Source organism: bacterium (assembly GCA_036382775.1).
Lineage (GTDB): Bacteria > Hydrothermota > Tepidihabitantia > SM23-42 > JAOAFX01 > DASVHD01.
Map to the genome: position 1 here is coordinate 1 of DASVHD010000016.1, position 18,669 is coordinate 18,669.

Here is an 18,669-nt window from a genome sequence, read left to right on the forward strand (position 1 = left end):
CCGCTCGATCCGGATGGCGCTGGGCGAGCCGGACGCATCGGGCCGGCGCCGGCCCGTGCCGATCGAAGGCTCGAACTTCATCTCGCCCACCGACGTGGTCGTGTGCGCGATCGGTAATAGCCCCAACCCTTTGATCCCGCAGGCCACGCCCGATCTGAAGGTTTCAAAATGGGGCAATATCGAGGTGGATAAAGCAACGATGAAGACGTCAAAGAAAGGGTGCTGGGCCGGCGGCGACGTCGTGCGCGGCGGCGCGACCGTGATCCTGGCAATGGGCGATGGCCGTGTTGCCGCCAATTCGATCAGCGAGTATTTGAAGACCGGAGTCTGGTAGGATAGCGCCTTCGCTATCGCTCGGCGAAGTCCTAATTTCAAAATCCTAAATCCTAAATAATCTCTAAATCCAAATACCAAAATTCAAAGATTTATTCAGAGAATTATGCATGAAAAAAGGGGCGGTTTAACCGCCCCTTTTCTATTTGCCGGATTATCGATCGCTTTTATGGCTGGTACACATTTCCGCTCGGGCAATCATAGAAGGTGTTATCGTTCAACAGAGTCAGACTGTCAGGGTGTGCGGTTCCATATAGAGATATGCCATAATTCCCGCTGTGGCCGATGGAATCACCGGTGATCTCAGGAATCGCGTCATCGATATAGATTATCCCCGGGAAGCCCGCGCTGCCGCCGCCGTATACGAGATTGCAGTTGATCAACTGGCAGGAAGCATCGATCGAGTAATCGTAAAACCCAATATTGATCCAATCACCTGAAGACGGCGAGGAGACATTGCTGGTGAACGTTATCCTGCCGCTCGTGCCATCGGCGATCAGACCGCCGCTTCCGCTGTACCCGGTGTATAATTCGACATCGGGCTGGAACCTTATCGTATTCCCGGAAGCGATCGTTATGACCGGATCAGTATTGTCGTCTGCGATTTCAACGTTACTATCAATCACATAAGCAATTCCGGGATTGATCCACGTGCCCGATGTATGAACAGTCCCGCCCGAGACCAGGACGGCACCGATCGTGTTCCCGGTCATGGCGTTGCCGGTACCGATCGTGCGCGCGTATTCGGCATTAATGCGCAGCGGATATTGGGCACAGGTCGTAATGGTATTATTGGAAAAGGAACTGAACCCCGCGTCGTCGGTCAGGTACACTCCGTAGTTGCCGCTATTACTGATCGTGCAGTTGGTTATATCCATGAACGACATCCCGTCGCCGTATAATGCGCCGGGATAACCGCTGGATGAACCGGCGTATTCGAAAATGCAGTAAGAGAAACTCGAGGTGTTCATTGCGTATTCATAAAGTCCGACATTCATCCAATCGCCGGCAGCAGGAGCAGCAACATTGGATGTGAAGAGAATCGAATCAGTCGCAGTCCCATTCGCGATGATCGCTCCCGCCCCATTATAACCGGCATATAATTCATAACCAGGTTCGAACCTAACGATGCAGCCCGCTTCGATGGTCAGGGTCGCGTTGCCCGAAACATCAACATCGCCCTGGATGATATGGGGGTTTGCGCTGGCATACCACGTCTCATCAGCTGAAATAGTGCCGCTGTGGTAGGTGGGTCCGGACGTGACCGTGAGGTCGGCCGTTCCTTCCACGTCACCGGATGCTGCCGTGATCGTACACGTCCCAGTCGCGACCGCGGTGGCGAGACCGTTCTCGTCGACCGTTGCCACTGCTGTGTTCGAGGATGTCCAGGTGAAATCGACATCAACCTCGACGCTGTCGGCGTCGTACGCCGTCGCCGTGAATTGCTGTGTTTCCGTGCTGCCGATGTTCGCGGGATCCGGGGTGACCGTGATATACGATACGTTTTCTGACGGGCATCCCAGGAATACTAAGACTACCGCTATTGCTACACCGATCAAAAGTTTCTTCATCAAAGCCTCCTTGCTTTGTTAGTGATATCAGGCAAAAATCAACTAAACCGCTTCTTCAACTGATCTTTTTCTAATTAATCATTGACGAAGGGATCGATATATATTTTAGGTGTTATTTGCCTATACTCCGTATCTGGAGATAAGTATAGCTAAAACTGAAGGATTGTCAAGGGGTGTTCGTAGGTGCACTGCGAAGAAAATTTCACCCTCCCCTTTATCCCCTCCCTTCAAGGGAGGGGATAAAGGGGGTGTAAGGGCTTGAACTGTCCTTATCTGATCGTATCCCGGGAGATCTATCGCAGGAGTATCGCTTTTTCCACCGTGCTATAGTCGCCGCTCTTGAAGTCCAGGAAGTAGATGCCGGCAGGCAGCTTGCGGCCAAGGTCGTCAGTGGCATTCCATGTGATCTCGTTGAACAATTGCAGGTTCTGTTTCTTGAACTCGAACGTCTTGACCGCCCTGCCCGCAGCGTCATAAACCTTTAGTTCTACACCCGCCTTGGGGTTGGTTATGGCGAAGGAGATCTTAAGGTTGGACTTCGCGATAGTCGGGCAGACGCGGAAGATCGGACCGCTGATATCGCCGGCCGGTTTGTATTCAGCCACGCCCGTGTAGTTGTTCAGGTTGCCGATCTCAAAGTCGAGAAGCGCCGGGTTCGTGGGTGCTTCAGAGATCTTGCGGATCAGCAGCGCTTTCAATCTCAGGGTATTATAAGTAACGGTGTCCAGTGTATGCAGGTCGATCGTGTCCGTGGCGGCCATCGTGAAAAACCCCGTGGAGTTACCCGGCAGAACGCCGTTGGGCACGAGCTGCCAGGTCGAACCATTGCCATACTCGACCTGAATGCCGATGGAATCGGCAGCCGATGCCTTGCACCAAACCGCATCGCCCCAGTGCGTCCTCGGGTATACTGTCGCGAGGTCATGGAACACGGCGGCCGTTCCCTTGGCAGTTCCGTTGTCGAACTGGATCAACGCGCCGCCCCTTACCGCGATGTTATCAACGGCGTTGGCATAACCCCAGTGCGAGCTTGCCGAGCTGTCCGAGTAGAACCAGTCGAATTGGAGCGAGTCACAAGGCAGGTACGAACCGAGATTGACGGTGTCTACTCCACTGCCGCTTGCCGAGTACACCACCAGGTCTTGCCACGCAGACCAGGAACTGCCGGTGAAACGCCTCATCTTCACGCGGTATTTTTCACCAGTCTCCCATACCTGGAATCCGTAACCATATATGATCTCAAGACCCGATGTGGTGGCTCCGGAATAGATCTTGGGCGATATTAGTTCTTCATTATTATTTTGCACGCCATCACCCGCATCGTCGTCCGAATAATACGCATAGCGCACGCCATAACTGGGCGGTGTGTAAGAACCGAGGTCGCTGGTCGTGCCGACTTCCCACATATAGCCGTCGCCATTACCGTCGACGACGGTCCAGCCCCCTGGGATACTGCCGGATGATTCGAAGTTCTGGGAGAGCAGAGTGTCATAGTCCATGACGCCGTTAAGTACGACGCTGTCACCGGCAACATAGGTCTGGTAGAACGAATCCGCGGTAAACTGGGCGTTCGTCGTCTGGTACCAGGAACAGGTGTTTGACGGCAGACTTGTGCCGATAGTGAACGACCGGGCGCTGCTGTACTGCGTCCAGTATCCAGTGCCGCTGGGATCCGTGCACTTGACTCTCCACCAGTATGTGACGCCATTGGTTAAAGCCGAGGGGAACGTGAAAGTCACAATATTGCCGCTCGGATAATCGGATGTCGTCGCGCTGTCGGGAGACACGAAACCTATATTATCATCCCACTGGACCCGGTAACGGATGTTGTCCCCGTTCGAGTCGGTCGAGAAGAATGATACGGAAGGCTGCAACACGGGTATGCGCGCATAGTTGAAGGGAGCGACCAGGGTCGGTATGGCTGGCATGCCGCCAGCCGGGACATTCTGCAAGGACCGCCACAGGTTGATCCTTCCCCAGCCATAATCATAGTTGGGGTAAGTATAACCCGAAGGCTGGTCGCAGTAATTCCTGAACAGATCATAGAGCTCCTGAATGGTCAGACCGGGGTTCTTATGGAGGAGTACGGCCGTGCCGCCCGTGACATGGGGCGATGCCATGGATGTGCCGCTGATCGTGTTGTAACCGCCGTTGTTCCAACTGGAGCGAACGTTTTCACCGGGCGCTGAAACATCGGGCTTCAGTAAGTTCCAGGTTGGATAATACCAATAGGTGGGGTTGTTAATGGGATCGATGTTCGGCGCTGGACCGCGCGAGGAGTAACCTGAAACCGCGTCAGAACTATTGGTCGAACCGACGCCGATACACAGGGGATAACTGCCGGGCGCGCCGACCGTGCCCGCGCCAGGTCCCGCGTTGCCGTTGGAAAACACCGGCAGGACGCCGATCGTTTTCCAGTTCAGCACGATCGTCCACCAGTGTAGTTCCGAACCATTGTTATTGCCCCAGGAATTGCCGATCGCCCGGATGTCGATGCCGCCGGCCTTAAGGTTCGCCAGGTAGTTCATGCAGGTGTCGATCGTCGTGAACGAACCGCTGCCGCCTGAATTGAACGCCTTGGTGGGGATGAATCTTGCGCCATAAGCAACGCCGACGTCATCCGTAAACGTCCCAAAACCATCGCCGCCGCAGATCGTGCCCATGGTATGCGTGCCATGACCATGATCATCATAAGGCGAAGACTGGCCATTGACGCCGTCCACCCAGTAGGGCGAAAGCCACTTGCCGGTCAGCGCCGCATGGGTCGTCAGAACCCCGGTGTCAAGATGTCCGACAATGATGCCGTTGCCGTTGAAACCGGCATTCCAGCATGAATCAGCCTGGATCTTCTGGATGTTCCACTCGGCGACCATGGGATAATTATCACTGTTTTTCTCGACGATGATCTGCGCGGTACCGTTATTGCAGATGAACCAGACATCGTTACGCCGGGCAAGTTCCTGGATCACTTCTTTGGTTGCTTTGACATGAAAACCATTGAAGATCCAGTACTGGCCGCCCATTTTCGCCTGGTCATCGGGCAGAGAACGGATAAACTTCACGATATCCTTTTGCGAATTCTCCGCGACATTCTTGAATACCTCGCAGATCTCGGTATAGTGCATGGATTCAACAGCCGCGTATGGATACTCGGTGTTCATGTGCACGATCACGGTGATCTTTTCCCCGGGTACAGCGTTCTCCATGACCGGTATCAGGTCCGGCGTGATCTGGCCCGGTACCGGAGGCAGAACCGAGAGCACCAAGAGTATTGATATAAAATGCATAATTTCTCCTTTTTTATAATCTAATGACTATGCCCAGCCCGGTAAAAATCTGGGTGCTTGAATGCATCGCATTTATTTTGTTCTGTGGTGCCAGGTACCTCCTTTTTTTGTATTTGGATTCAATTGAAAAATGCATAAAACCGGTAGTCAACTGGTCATTATATGCCACTGGCAGGGGTTGTCAAGGATCCGGCACCTTTCATCTCTAGCCGGGTAGAGTCTTTTTATCCCCACCGATACTAAAAGTTCTCGGCCAGGATTTCGTAGTAGGCTTGAGGATGCTTGCAGGCTGGACAGGTCGCCGGCGCTTCCGTGCCTTCAAAAACATAGCCGCAATTGCGGCAGTGCCATTTGACCGGTTTGGTCTTTTTAAAAACTTCTTTTTTAGCGATATCCTGGATCAGCGCGCGGTACCTTGATTCGTGGAATTTCTCGACCCTGGAGATCTGATTAAAGGATTCTGCGACGTCGGAAAAACCTTCATTTTCAGCGTCTTTCGCAAAGTTGGCGTAAAGCATCGTCCATTCCATGTTTTCACCGGCCGCGGCTGCCTCGAGGTTAGCCTTGGATTCTTTGATCTGCCCGGCTGGATAAGCGGCAGTGATCTCGACGTCGCCGCCCTCTAAATAGTTGAAGAATACCTTGGCGTGTTCTTTTTCATTTTCAGCCGTTTCCAGGAAGATTGCCGATATCTGTTCATAACCTTCTTTCTTAGCCGCCGACGCGAAATAAGTGTACCGGTTCCTGGCCTGCGATTCGCCGGCAAAAGCCGCCAGCAGGTTTTTTTCGGTCTTTGTTCCTTTTAGGGATTTAGCCATTAATTGCCTCCTAACTCTTGGATCCTATTATGGATTCTGACAATTGTATCCATCACCGTGTCCATGTCAATGAGTGCGAACAATCATCTAATCCATCGTTGTGATTGTCATTGCGAGGAATCCCGCATCCTTAATTTTTGATAAAAAAAAAGCGGGAGACGAAGCAATCTCCGGCAATGGCGTAAACATGAAGATGAGATTGCTTCGCATCCGCCACACTACATGGCGAACTCGCAACGACATGCGTTCATATACTTGACGTTATTATGCTTTTACGCTATAGTTATATACCATTGTTGCATAGATTGACAAAGAAAGGAGAATTTTTATGGACAAATCGAGAATTTCGCAGCACGAGTCGGTGATCAGGGCATATGAAAAGTTAAAAAAAGACGGCATGAATACGATCTGGGACCGCTACGAGGCTCAGGGGCTGGGCAGTCCGGACAAGCGGTGTCCATTCTGTATGGCCGGAACGCGATGCGATCTCTGTTCCAATGGGCCGTGCCGCGCTGATGCGTCGATCGATAAGCGGGGCGTTTGCGGTATCACGGCCGACGGCATGGCCATGCGCATGATGCTCTTGCGCAATGTCATGGGCGCTTCTACCTATCATTATCATACCGAACAGACCGTTAAAACGCTTAGATCGACTGCCGAAGCCAAGACCCTTTTTAAAATCGCCGAACCCGGAAAGCTTAAGTTATTCTGCCAACGGCTGGGGCTTGATGTTGGCGGTTCTGACCGCGACATCGCCCTGCGTCTTTGTGATTTTGTAAAAAATGAATTTAGCCGGCCTTACGATGAGCCCAGCCTGATCGTGAGCAAACTGGCTCCGGCCGAGCGCCAGGATTTATGGCGGCGCTTGGGTATTTTCCCGGGCGGAGTCTATGGCGAAATGATGCTGGCGACGAGCTCGTGTCTTACCAACGTGGACGGATTTTACGTGAGCCTGGCGAAAAAAGCGATGAGGCTCGCCATCGCCATGGCGTACCAGAGCCAGATCGTTAACGAATATTGCCAGGATGTCATTTTTAACATACCAAGACCCCATAGCATGCGCGTGGACATGGGCGTGCTGGATCCCGATTATGTCAATGTCCTGCCCAACGGGCATGAACCGTTCCTCGGCTTCGCGATGGTGACGCTCGGCAGGAAACCCCAGTGGCAGGAAAAGGCAAAGGCAGCCGGTGCCAAAGGCCTGCGCGTTATCGCGAATATCGAAACCGGTCAGGAAATGATCCAGCGATGGACAATGGACGATACCTTTTACGGTTTTACCGGCAACTGGATTATGCAGGAAGCGGTCCTGTCCAGCGGTTGTGTCGACCTTTTTGCCGCGGATATGAACTGTTCCATGCCGGTCGATCCCTTGTACGCGCAGAAATATATGTTCAAGCTGGTGCCGGTCAGCGAACTGGTCGCGTTCGAAGGCATTGACGAGCGGATAAACTACGCGCCGGAAAAGGCCGAGCAGCAGGCCGCGCAGCTGCTGGCTATGGCGATCGATAATTTCAAGGTACGCCGCAAAAAGATCGAGCCGCTAAGAGGCATGCCGGTGAAAGAAGCGGTAGTGGGGTTTTCCACGGAGAGCATTCTTGAAGCCCTTGGCGGCACGCTTGCGCCCCTGCTGGACGCGATAAAGAGCGGCGCTTTGCGCGGCGTGGCCGGTCTTGTCTCCTGCACTTCATTGCGCGATTCGGGACAGGATGTGCACAGCGTGAAGGTAGCCAGGGAACTCATAAAGCGCGATGTCCTGGTGCTTTCCATGGGGTGCGGCAACGGAGCCATGCAGGTTGCCGGTCTGTGCAGCCTGGCGGCAAAGGATCTTGCCGGGCCAGGATTGAAAAAGGTATGTGAGGCATTGGGGGTGCCGCCGGTGCTTAGCTACGGGACCTGCACAGATACGGGCAGGCTGGCCGACCTGTTAAAGGCAATTTCCGAAGCCCTGGGTGGCGTGCCCGTGACCGACCTGCCGGTGGCCGCCGTTGCACCTGAATACATGGAACAAAAAGCCACGATCGACGCGATCTTCGCGCTGGCATTCGGCCTATACACGTATGTCAATCCGGTGCCAACCGTGACCGGCGCGCCCAATCTTGTGAAATTGCTGACCCAGGACCTGCCATCGGTGACCGGCGGGATCCTGAGCGTGGAAACCGACGCGGTCAAGGCCGTTGACATGATTCTGGCGCATATCGAAGCAAAAAGGAAAAAACTGGGGATCTGACCTGAGCTCTTTTCACAATACATTTTAATTATTAAAATATGTCCTCCCCGCACCTTGTTCGTCTCAATAGATCGCAATTCGATTATGCTTTCAATGATTCGGTAAGAATTACTATTGCATTAAGGAAATTTGACCCCATATCCATATCCTAATAAAGGATGAGATTGCTTCCCCTCTTTCCTCGGGACTCCAGTTATCCCCCTCACCCTTACCCTCCCCCTCGAGGGGGGAGGAAAAAGGAGGGGGTGTAAGGTTGCGCACGATGATTGCTCGCAATGACCACAATAAGACGCTTTGCATCTAATCGGGCAGGCAAAGGGGAGAGGTGAAGAAACGTGAAACCAATGAGTTCATAATTAAAGTTTTACGCTTGACATATACTTACCTATCGGTATAATAGACCATGAAAGCAATGAATATTTTGAGAAAGATTGAGAAGAAATATATCGTGGATGATAAAGGAAGAAAATCCGCAATCATTGTTCCAATCGAAAAATACGAGGAACTTCTTGAAGACATTCATGACCTTGCCATTGTCGCCGAGCGGCGCGATGAAGAGACGGTTAGTTTTTATGACCTTAAGAAAAAATTGAAGAAAAATGGGCTCCTATGAAATTCGATGGAAGAAATCGGCGATTAGCGATCTGCGGAGAATCGACAAGCAGTTTGTCAGCCGAATCATAAGAGGAATTGAAGACTTAGTAACAAATCCTTACCCTGCTCACTCCAAAAAACTCAAGGCCACGGAGCATATTTATCGTTTGCGCATCGGTGATTACCGGGTTGTTTATCATGTAGATGCAGGTGCAAGAACAATAACCATCTATCATATAAGACATCGCAAAGATGTTTACCGCTTCATGAAATTGTAATGACAATAATACAAGGGAAAGCTAAGCTCAACCATCTAAATTCATATAGTCAAAAAAAAGTCGCAACATCCATGTATCAAAAAGGAAAGGATTTCATTCTCGCTGCCATGTTATTAAATCAAAAGAACAGATTTAACTATGTCTACCGCCATTTGATTTGCCAAGAACTTGAAAATATTCTAAAATCATTACTTCTATTCAAAGATTTCAAACGGTTCAAACCGCTCTTAAAACCAAGAAGAGAGTTGGGACATGATCTAGAAAAAATAGTACTATGTTGGTCAAAGGAACTTAATGGAAATCGTATTAACGTTAAATTGCTTAATGAAATCAAAACACCGAACATATTTTATAAAAATCATCGTCTGAGATACGGGTCAATTGCCGATTTGCTCTTTGATCTTAGAAAAAGCAAAGTAAAGTCAACAATGAAATTTATTCATAAGATTATTATTAAAGTCAATAAGAAATTGAGATTGCTTCGTCCCGCTTAAGCGGAACTCGCAATGACAGAGAGAAAGATAAGATTGCTTTGCACGAGGCATGCTCGCAATGATCCCGATTAGATGCTCTGCATCTAACGGGGCAGGCAGAGGGAGGGATGTAAAAGCAGAAAACCAGCGACCTTCGGTATGTGAGACCGACGCTCTTTTGCGGACACCCTCAAACCCCATGAAATATCGGGAGTTTTCAGCGAACGCCGCCAGGTCACCTTTGGATTCCCCATTTTACTTATTTCATAAGTCCCCTCTCCCACAGGGACACCAATTATTTTTGATGTTCAATTTTTTGATGTTCCTTTTAAAGGGAGAGGAATAAGGTATGGGTTTAATCCTTAGGTTGCCCCACAGGGACACCAGTATCTTTTATCCAAATTTGTTGAAGCCATCAAGGGAGGGGATTTGTTATAGGATTCATGGATGCAAACCGTTGACAACGTCGGTTTTATCAATATAATTGGGGTAAATTCGCAGACAGTTTCTTTGTGAATCCAGCAAGGAGATAAATGAAATTCTGACTCATGATGTTGTTTTTTTCAGCGTTGTTTATTTACGCGGATGAACCAGTGACCGCTAAGATCACGGCCCTCGAAGGTGATGTCCGCATTGTAAAAAGATCCGACGGCCAGGAGTCCATGGCTCAGCTCCTGGGCGTACTATTTGACGGCGACAGTTTGAAGACCGGGTCTGGATCAAAGGCCACGGTTCTTTACGCTAACGGAAAGATCCTGGCGATAAACGATCAGGCGCAGATGGAAATAAAGGGCGCGGTACCGGATACGATCAGGGGCAAAGCGAATGACGGCGCCGGCGCGACCGCGGGTGACGCGTCAGTTCTGTTCGCGTTCGTCACGGAGAATGAGGCCGGGACGAGGAAACTGATGGTGAGGGGTCCGGAGGATTCTTTCGTTATCTATAAACCCGGCAATACGGCGCTGATGGACAGCCGACCCGAATTGCTGTGGAGTTCTCGGCCGGACGCCCAGGCTTACGTGGCGGTTTTCCAGAAAATGGGTGATATCGTCATGAGCGTGATCACGGTCGATACATTTCTGGCTTATCCCCAGACCATGAATGATCTTGACCCCGGTTCTTACATGCTAAAAGTAAGCGCGATCAAAGGAAACGACACGGTCGGGTCCGTAGCGCGGTTCGTGAAGATCTTGAAACCCGAGGATATCGAAGGCGTAAAGACTTTGCTTAAACAGATCGCCGCGCAGAAGTGTGATCCATTCACGCTTCATTTGCTAAAAGCCCAGGTCTATGAGAAAAAGGGATTGATCGCCGACGCGATCGAACAATATGAGATATTGCTCTCGCAAAAGCCGGATGCCGCGGTGATCCACCAGGCATTGTGTACTTTGTACACAAAGCTTGGCGTACAGGCAGCGGCAAATAGTCATCTTGACCAGTACCGGGAACTCAAACAGTGATGCTGATCGCCGTCTTTATTTTCGCTGCCTCGTTAGACTTAAGAGTACAAAAGGCGGATTCATTATTCGACATCGAGAATTACGCGTCAGCGGAAAGCATTTATACCGGCGTCCTGGCGACCGCCCAGGGCGCGGATAAGGCCGCCTGTTTGAAAGGCCTGGGTAACATCCGGTTCAGTTATGGCGCGTTCGATAAAGCTTACGTATATTACAACGATGCGTTATCGATATTCAAAAAGATCAAAGACCGGCGCGGGGAGGCCAGGATTGCCATCAACCTGGGAAGCCTGTCCGTGTACCGCGGGACGCCCGATAAAGCCATTAAATACTACGACCGGGCGCTGGTCCTGGTGCAAAAGATCAAGGACCCTACCGATGATGACCGAAAAGACGAGGCGGCTGTTTACCTGAACAGGGGCCAGGTCTATGAGGACGGACGGCAATACGACAGGGCACGCGGGCAATATCAGGAAGCGCTGGCGATTTCAGCGGCGATCGGTTATGAACGGGGGATGGCCGACAGTTATTACCACAGCGCGTCGCTTTTCCAAAATGCCGGCGAGGCGGACAGCGCTCTGTTGTACTTGGGTAAGGCGCAGCGGTCTTATCGACAGCTGAATAACGGCAAGGGCGCAGCCGATTGCCTGCGCGAAGCCGGGAACATCCACCGGAAACTTTCAGATTACACCGCCGCGCTCGACTGTTTCTTCCGGGCGTTAGACCTGGTGAAGGCGGCAAGAGGTAATGAAAAGAGCGTGCTGGGCGAAGCCGAACTGTGCATGTACATTGGCCGGTTATATCTTGAGATGGGCAAATACCACGATGCCTTGCAGAACTTCACGGCAGCACGGAAAATATTTGAAGGTTCATACGACCGCATGGGCAAGGTCTCGGTATTCGAGAGTATCGCCCAGGCCCATTTGTTCACCGCGATGTACGATAGTGCTTTGTATTATTATGAACAGGCGCAGCAAACAGCAGTTTCAGATATTCAGAAAGCGAGCCTTGTCAATAATGCAGGCATTGTCTATGAAAAGGAGCATAATTACGATGCCGCCATGAAACAATTCCGGTCTGCCCTTGACATATATACTTTTTGGCACGACAGCGTTGGCATTGCCAAGGTGATGGGCAATATGGCCAACTGCGCACTGGCCAAAGGTGACTATAACAGTGCCATAATCTGGTACCAGACAGCTTTGAGTACTGTAAAGAAACTAAAGCGCCAGGACTGGGAAGTCGGGCTATTCTCCAACCTGGGTCGCGCGCAGCAGGGTGCCGGCAGGACGAACGATGCGATCCAGTCAATGTGCTCAGCGGTTGACCGCATCGAGGCGCTGCGCGGTAATATAACAAGCCAGGAATTCAGGTCGACGTATTTTGAGGATAAGATCAAAGTCTATGAGGAACTGGTCAGTCTGTATTGCGACCAGGGCGACGCGGTCAGCGCATTCAACACGGCCGAGAGAGCGAAAGCCCGGGCTTTCCTTGATCTGGTCGGCAGCGTGGATTTGAGCAAGCGGGATGACATTGATCCCGGGGTGCGCGTTTTGATCGAAAAGGAGCAGCGCCTGGCGCGGAAGGTGGAATATTTAACGGGCAGTCCCCAGCAGCCGGCCGCGATCGTGGAGCACGTCCGGGTGACTGACAGCCTGGCGCGGCTGTGGCCCGAATACGCGGCGCTGAGGTCGGCCCGGCCGGTCGATGTCGGCGGTCTGCAATCGGTCCTGGACAGCAGCACGGCGTTCGTGGAGTATTTTCTTGGCGTCCGCAAGGGATTCGTATTCGTAGTGAGGAACAAGAAGATCAGCGTTTTGCCGCTGGGCAAGGATCCGGCCGTCATATATCAGGCCGTGGACTCTTTACGGCGCGAGGTCAGGCGCAAGGGTAACTATGCTCCCTACGGGCGAATGCTCTTTAACACCTTGCTTTCGCCGGTGTATTCTGACCTGGCGTCGGCCAAACGGGTGGGGATAGTCCCTCACGGCGTGCTTCATCACCTGCCCTTCTCATTGCTCGTTACGCGGGAAGATCCCCGCCGGCTTTTGATCGAGGACCACGATATTTTTTACGTACCCTCGGCCTCGGTCTTCGAGATCGCGCACCGGCGGAACACACGGCAGAAAGACCGCGCTGTGGTTTTTGCTAAATCGGATTTTGCCGAACACCCCGACTGGTTCGACGTGCCGTTGCCGGGCACGAATATCGAGAAAGACTCGCTTCTGGCGCACCGGGTTTTTCCCAAGGTCATAGTATTTTCAGACCGGGACAGCGTTCTTCCCCTGCCCACCGAAAGCAGTGCCAAGCGCCTGCTCGATTCGTTCGACATTATCCATTTTGCCACGCACGGCAAGCTTGACGAAGAATCACCGCTTGATTCCCGCATCGTGCTGGGGGCGGATCCGGCCGAGGACGGCAACCTGAAAGTACGCGAGATCTTCAATCTGGCGGCGCACGCTTACCTGATTACACTTTCCGCCTGTGAAACCGGGCGGCTAAAAACCTTCGCCGAAACCGGAAAGTACGGCGCGGGCGATGAGCTGACCGGCTTGAGCCGGGCATTCATCTATGCTGGCGCCGCGTCCGTGGTCGCCTCGCTGTGGAAGGTGAGCGATGCCTCAACCGCCCTGCTCATGGTGGATTTCTATGAGCGTCTGAAGGATCATGACAAAGCTGGCGCGCTGTGCGCGGCTCAGCGCCGGCTGATGAAAAGCGAATATTATGCTGAACCGTTCTACTGGGCGCCGTTCGTGGTGATCGGGGACTGGAGATGAATGAAAAAACACGCTGACGCTGCAGATACGCCTGCGGCTGTAGACACGGCACAAAGTGCCTGTAGTCATGGGATGCAGCGGTGAAAAAGAATGAAGATGCGAGGTTGTGAGGATTGGAGGATATGAAAAAGCATATGGGTAAGGGGATATGGGGATGGAAAACGGTGAAGTTATGAAGTTGAGAAGTTATGAGGTTGGGAAATAATTAAGAAGTATCTCTGCGGTTTTCCGCGAAAATTTCTGCGGGATCCACGGTTTTGGCTTTAAGCCAAAACAACGAATGGCTAATCTAAAAAAGGAGGATGCATGAAAGCCATAACAAAGACACTGGCGATCGTAATGATCGCCGCATTGGTCATACCGGGGCTCGTGATTGCCCAGGCAAAAGGACCAGGGGAAAAAGTCGGGGCCGGGAAAAAGGAAGTGGTCAAGCTCAAGTACGTGAATATCCAGGATGAGATCAATCCCGATTACAATTTTCTGGCTGATATCGGGTCGATGATCGACGATGCGCGTCATCTGAAAGACGGTAACAGCATGCTGGCATCGGCGCTCATGCTGATCTACGCGGAAAAGAACGCGGGGAAGAAGAGCCCGGCGGTTACGGGCGAAGCGCTGGTGAACGAAGCCGGTGATATCGCCAAGGAGCAGAAGAACGTGAAACTGGCCAAGGCGGTAAGCGACATTTATAGCGATGCCGTCTTCGGTCTGGGTAACAAGGCGAAAGCCGATGAATTCACCAAGCTGGCGAAGGAATATGACGCGGTCGCGGCCACGACCCGCGGCTATGGCTGGGTGAAGATCATCAACGAGTCATCGTATTTTGTCGATATTTACGTTGATGGATATTACAAAGGACGTCTGTACAGCGGTTATTACGCGTTTTACAAGATCTGGGAAGGCACGACCAAGCTGTACGCCGAAGCGCCCTATACCGAACCTAACAACTGGTTCTGGGGTCCGAAATGGGTCGAGCTGTACGAAGACGAAACCTACGAATGGACGATCACTGACTAAAAAAGTGCGCAATCCCTCCCCTGCAAAGGGGAGGGATTGCCAGCCGTTTCAATGGTGCCGGAACCATATGATCAAGGCCTGGGGGTGGCAATGAAGATATCTTTACTTTCCCTGTTATGCGGTGTTTGTTTTGTGACCTCTATCGGTTTTTGCGATGATGTCGGCAAAGGTCCCGCGTTCGTCGTCAAGATCAGCGAGGAAGCGGCAAAGGAGATCGAAGCCGAGGATGGCGTGCTGAATAGCCCGGTACTGCTGGATCGCCTGCAGCCGATAGTCGAGGATATCATGAAGGCCTCGGACGTGCGGCAGATCTTTCCGTGCCGGATCCTGAAGAGCGACGTCGTGAACGCCTTCGCTTTGCCCGCCGGCCCCGTTTACGTGACGCTGGGGATGCTGGATTTCCTCGATTCTTTGCGCGATGAAGGCTCACGCTCGGTGATCGCGGGCATCATCGGTCATGAGATCGCCCACGTCTATCTGCGGCATTCGGTCGCATGGGCGCGCCTTAATAATTTCATGAAAGAACAGCCCTCCCAGATACCGACAGACATTGCCCGCATCCTCGAGCTGGGCTACGTGCGCGAGCAGGAATTCGAAGCCGATGAATACGGCATCTTGTACGCGATGCGGGCCGGCTATGATTTTGAATCGATCATCAAATTTTACAAAAAAGTGCGGGAAACGTACGGTGAAACAGCGCCCGGCGACGAGATGTACGCCGACCATCCTCGAATGACCGAGCGGATCGCGCGGCTGTACGAAGTAAGGGCTCAGATCGAACGGGATTTTGACCAGTTCAACTACGGGGTCGCGGCACTGGCTGAAGGCCGTTACCCGGACGCCATTTCGGCGTTCCGGGCATTCACCTCGACGTTCGCCAACAGCGCGACCGGCTGGACGAACCTGGGGACCGCCTATTTGTTCGAGGCCATAGCCAAGGTCGAGGGGCCGCCGGTCCGTTATATGATAACTTATTACGAACAACCCAAGGATGTTCTGCGCGGAAAACCCGAGGAGCTGATCGAAGCCGAGGAAGCATTCCGGAGGTCGGTCGAGATCGATACTGCGTATAATATCGTGTACAACGGGAATATGGGGATAATCGCGGCACTAAACGGCGAATATGACAGGGCGCTGGAATTCACAAAAAAAGCCCTGGAGGGCAATGAGGGGCAGCATTTTTTCTATAACAATCTCGGCAATATTCTGTTTTTAAAAGAAAGCTATGAGGACGCTGCCGACGCATATAAAAAAGCACTGGACCTGAACGCTTATTGGCCCTTGCCAAGGTACAACCTCGCCCTTACGTTTGAAAAGGCCGGTCAGAAAGAACTGGCGATCGATACCTGGAAGGAGCTCCTCGACGTGTCCGGTTTCAGCGGCGAGGCTGTTAAACATCTGACCGCGCTGGACAGCAAATTCAAATCGCCGGTGTACGGGGTAGAGCCTGAAACATGCCTGGCCGGTGTGAAAATAGGCATGATCGAAGATGACGTGCGCGGACTGTTTGGTGAACCGGGCAACCGGATCGTCCTGGAAAAGATCATCGCCCTTGAGTATGATGTGCCGGGAATCCTGGTCTTTATCCGCGAAAAATTGGTGAGCGGCGTGCTTGCCGAAGGGGCATTTCAGGGAGCGACGGCCAAGGGCATCAAGATCGGTTCGACCGTTGCGGATGTTCAGGCTGCGTACGGGCTTCCCGACGACATCATCCAGCAGAAGAGCGATGAGCAGTGGGTCTACGGCCGGGTCGGTCTGATGGTAGGAGTCAGCGGCGGTTACGTCAATGGACTGCAGCTGGTGGAGGCGAACAAGTGACCGCTCAAACGATCGGTGTTGGGTCGCTCACGAAGGAGGTATCATGAAACGGTCGGCGATCCTTGTGATATTGACCGGCGTAATAGCCGCTGGTGTGGACATCGCAGAGAATTATTTTGTCAAGGGAGTCGAGTCGTATGACGCGGGAGATATCCAGAAAGCGATCCAGCAGTACACTTATGCGGTAAAACTCCAGCCCGAAGTCGGCATATACCGTCTGGCATTAGGAACCGCATTCGGGAAAAACAACCAGTATCAGGAAGCCCTTCCGCACCTAAAAAAAGCGGTGGAATACGATTCCACGCTGACCGACGCATATTACTTAATAGAAGATTATTATGCGAAGACCGGCGGCAGCAGACAAGCATTTGCTTTTTTTTCGGAGCAGCGCCAGCTGCATCCCGAGCGGGCAGCCATCGCGATAAATCTGGGTCATCTTTATTACCGGAGCGGCGATACCGAGAAGGCGATAGCCGAATATAGCACAGCCCAGATACTCGATCCTGGCAACCCCGTTCCTTTTTGCGGTCTGGGCGTGGTAGCTCTGGCCCAGGGACGCGATTCCATCGCTGAAGGTTTCTTTTTAAGCGCGCTGGAAATGGATTCGACGTATGCGGCAGCCCATCTTTATTACAGCTACGTGCTGGAAAGAAAAGGGATGTTGGAACAGGCCGCGGTTGAAAAAGAAATCGCTTTCAGGTTAAAACCGGAATTAAAAGACCTCGACTTGAGCGGTATCCTGCCGCTGCGCGGGGAAAAGGCTGATATCCCGTTCATTGTCAGCACACTGGATATCATTATCGATAAGCTCGTCCGTCCCGAAGAACGACGGGCGCTCATGGCCATGCGCAAGCCGTTCGACCTCAATCTGGGATTGGGATTTGCAAGCGTTGACAGCGATTCCACGCTCTGGCTGGCCTTGACCTCGGCTCCGGAAATGGATATGAACTGGCTCGGCTTCAAGTTGTCGCTGGGTTTTTTCTTCAATCAGAACGGCGATATGAGGCAGAAGGAACTGGATTACACCAAGATCTTCCAGAACGTTAGGATCGGGCATCCGAACCTTCCGGTTCACGCGGGGTTCGGCGTGGTTCGGGACTACACGCTCGGGTACGGCTTGATCGTGCGCAGTTATTTTAACCAGGCTGACGAAAATAACCGCAAGTTGGGCGGCCTTTTCACGCTGCAGACGCCAACCAATACCATCGGGATACATGGCATGCTCAATGATTTCAAGGACCGGGGCGTTATCGCCGGACATGCTTTCCTTGGCCGCTGGGCTCCGTACCCGGAAGATGTTTTCCAGCGTTTTGAACTGGGTTGTACCTATGCGCAGGATGCCGATAACGAACTCAAGGTCGTCGGCGGGGACGCGTTGGTCTACCTGGCTTCAAGCGGGAAGTTCCACTTCCTGTTCGTGACCGAAGGAGCCAAGATCCAGGAACACGGGTTTGGTGATATGTCGGGGCTGATGCTGCATTTTGGCGGTCTTTCACCGCGTGCCTTTTCTTTTTCGCTGTTCGGCGCGGGATTGTTCCTGGCTGCGGATTTTGTCCCGGCGCCTTTTGATGCATTTTATGAAAAGAACCGCAAACAATACGGATCTAACGCGGTCAGCACGATGCTGGCGGATTATCAGAGCGCAGGGACCGGTATGTATACAATGACGGGGTTGCAGCTGGGACCGGTCATCAAACTGACGGTCGATCTCCAGAGCGTTTCCGGCGTGCCAGAGAGCGGCGTTTTTTCCTGCCGCGGCATTGTCGGCGATGATATTCCCTATGTTAAGCTCCAGGGGTTTTTCTACAAATACCAGTTCGATGATATGTCAACTCTGACGACGATGGATGAAAATACGTACGTCGCCGGTTTGGCTGGTATAAAGCTCGTGGGTGAGCTTTTATCAGTGAATTTTCTTTACGAACGCACATACGCGTGGCAGGAAACATCCGGCTCTTATGAAGTGCAGGAGAGGATCTCGCCTTTTATCCAGTTCGGGACCAGATTTTAGGTTCA

The 18,669-nt window shown here is 52.3% G+C and carries 13 protein-coding genes; 10 read left to right on the forward strand and 3 right to left on the reverse strand.

Going from position 1 to position 18,669, the window contains the following annotated elements:
- Positions 1 to 334: FAD-dependent oxidoreductase (locus VF399_02700; GenBank protein ID HEX7319251.1), on the forward strand; the 334-nt coding region annotated here is incomplete at its 5' end.
- A gap of 166 nt (positions 335 to 500) precedes the next feature.
- Here VF399_02700 and VF399_02705 read toward each other — a convergent pair.
- The 3 genes from VF399_02705 to VF399_02715 form a co-directional block, all read right to left on the reverse strand.
- A complete protein-coding gene (locus VF399_02705) occupies positions 501 to 1,904 on the reverse strand; it encodes an Ig-like domain-containing protein (protein HEX7319252.1) in 1,404 nt (467 codons plus the stop codon).
- A gap of 293 nt (positions 1,905 to 2,197) precedes the next feature.
- The gene (locus VF399_02710; GenBank protein ID HEX7319253.1) at positions 2,198 to 5,191 is read right to left on the reverse strand and encodes a S8 family serine peptidase; all 2,994 of its coding nucleotides are present in this window, start codon (positions 5,189 to 5,191) and stop codon (positions 2,198 to 2,200) included.
- Between the two features lie 239 nt (positions 5,192 to 5,430).
- Entirely contained in the window at positions 5,431 to 6,009 is a 579-nt protein-coding gene (locus tag VF399_02715) for a rubrerythrin family protein (protein HEX7319254.1), read from the reverse strand.
- A 328-nt stretch (positions 6,010 to 6,337) separates the two neighbouring features.
- Here VF399_02715 and cooS point away from each other — a divergent pair, with 328 nt between their 5' ends.
- From cooS to VF399_02760, 9 genes are all read left to right on the forward strand, one after another.
- Positions 6,338 to 8,239 carry an anaerobic carbon-monoxide dehydrogenase catalytic subunit gene (gene cooS, locus VF399_02720; GenBank protein ID HEX7319255.1) on the forward strand — a complete coding sequence of 634 codons (1,902 nt, stop codon included), beginning with the start codon at positions 6,338 to 6,340 and terminating at the stop codon, positions 8,237 to 8,239.
- Between the two features lie 403 nt (positions 8,240 to 8,642).
- The gene (locus tag VF399_02725; protein HEX7319256.1) at positions 8,643 to 8,852 is read left to right on the forward strand and encodes a hypothetical protein; all 210 of its coding nucleotides are present in this window, start codon (positions 8,643 to 8,645) and stop codon (positions 8,850 to 8,852) included.
- Positions 8,839 to 9,111, forward strand: coding sequence for a type II toxin-antitoxin system RelE/ParE family toxin (locus tag VF399_02730; protein HEX7319257.1), 273 nt, complete (start codon positions 8,839 to 8,841; stop codon positions 9,109 to 9,111). Before VF399_02725 ends, VF399_02730 begins: the two co-directional genes overlap by 14 nt.
- Entirely contained in the window at positions 9,111 to 9,605 is a 495-nt protein-coding gene (locus VF399_02735; protein HEX7319258.1) for a hypothetical protein, read from the forward strand. Before VF399_02730 ends, VF399_02735 begins: the two co-directional genes overlap by 1 nt.
- Before the next feature lie 572 nt (positions 9,606 to 10,177).
- Positions 10,178 to 11,044 (forward strand): hypothetical protein, encoded by an 867-nt coding sequence (locus VF399_02740; GenBank protein ID HEX7319259.1) that lies wholly within the window; start codon positions 10,178 to 10,180, stop codon positions 11,042 to 11,044.
- Positions 11,044 to 13,818, forward strand: a complete 2,775-nt coding sequence (locus VF399_02745; GenBank protein ID HEX7319260.1) for a CHAT domain-containing tetratricopeptide repeat protein — start codon at positions 11,044 to 11,046, stop codon at positions 13,816 to 13,818. The genes VF399_02740 and VF399_02745 overlap by 1 nt, the downstream gene beginning before the upstream one ends.
- A 306-nt stretch (positions 13,819 to 14,124) precedes the next feature.
- Complete coding sequence (locus tag VF399_02750) at positions 14,125 to 14,835, forward strand: hypothetical protein (protein ID HEX7319261.1); 711 nt, start codon at positions 14,125 to 14,127, stop codon at positions 14,833 to 14,835.
- A gap of 90 nt (positions 14,836 to 14,925) precedes the next feature.
- Positions 14,926 to 16,653: a M48 family metalloprotease gene (locus VF399_02755; GenBank protein HEX7319262.1), complete on the forward strand. Its 1,728-nt coding sequence runs from the start codon at positions 14,926 to 14,928 to the stop codon at positions 16,651 to 16,653.
- A gap of 43 nt (positions 16,654 to 16,696) precedes the next feature.
- Entirely contained in the window at positions 16,697 to 18,664 is a 1,968-nt protein-coding gene (locus VF399_02760) for a tetratricopeptide repeat protein (GenBank protein ID HEX7319263.1), read from the forward strand.
- Positions 18,665 to 18,669: the final 5 nt, after the last annotated feature.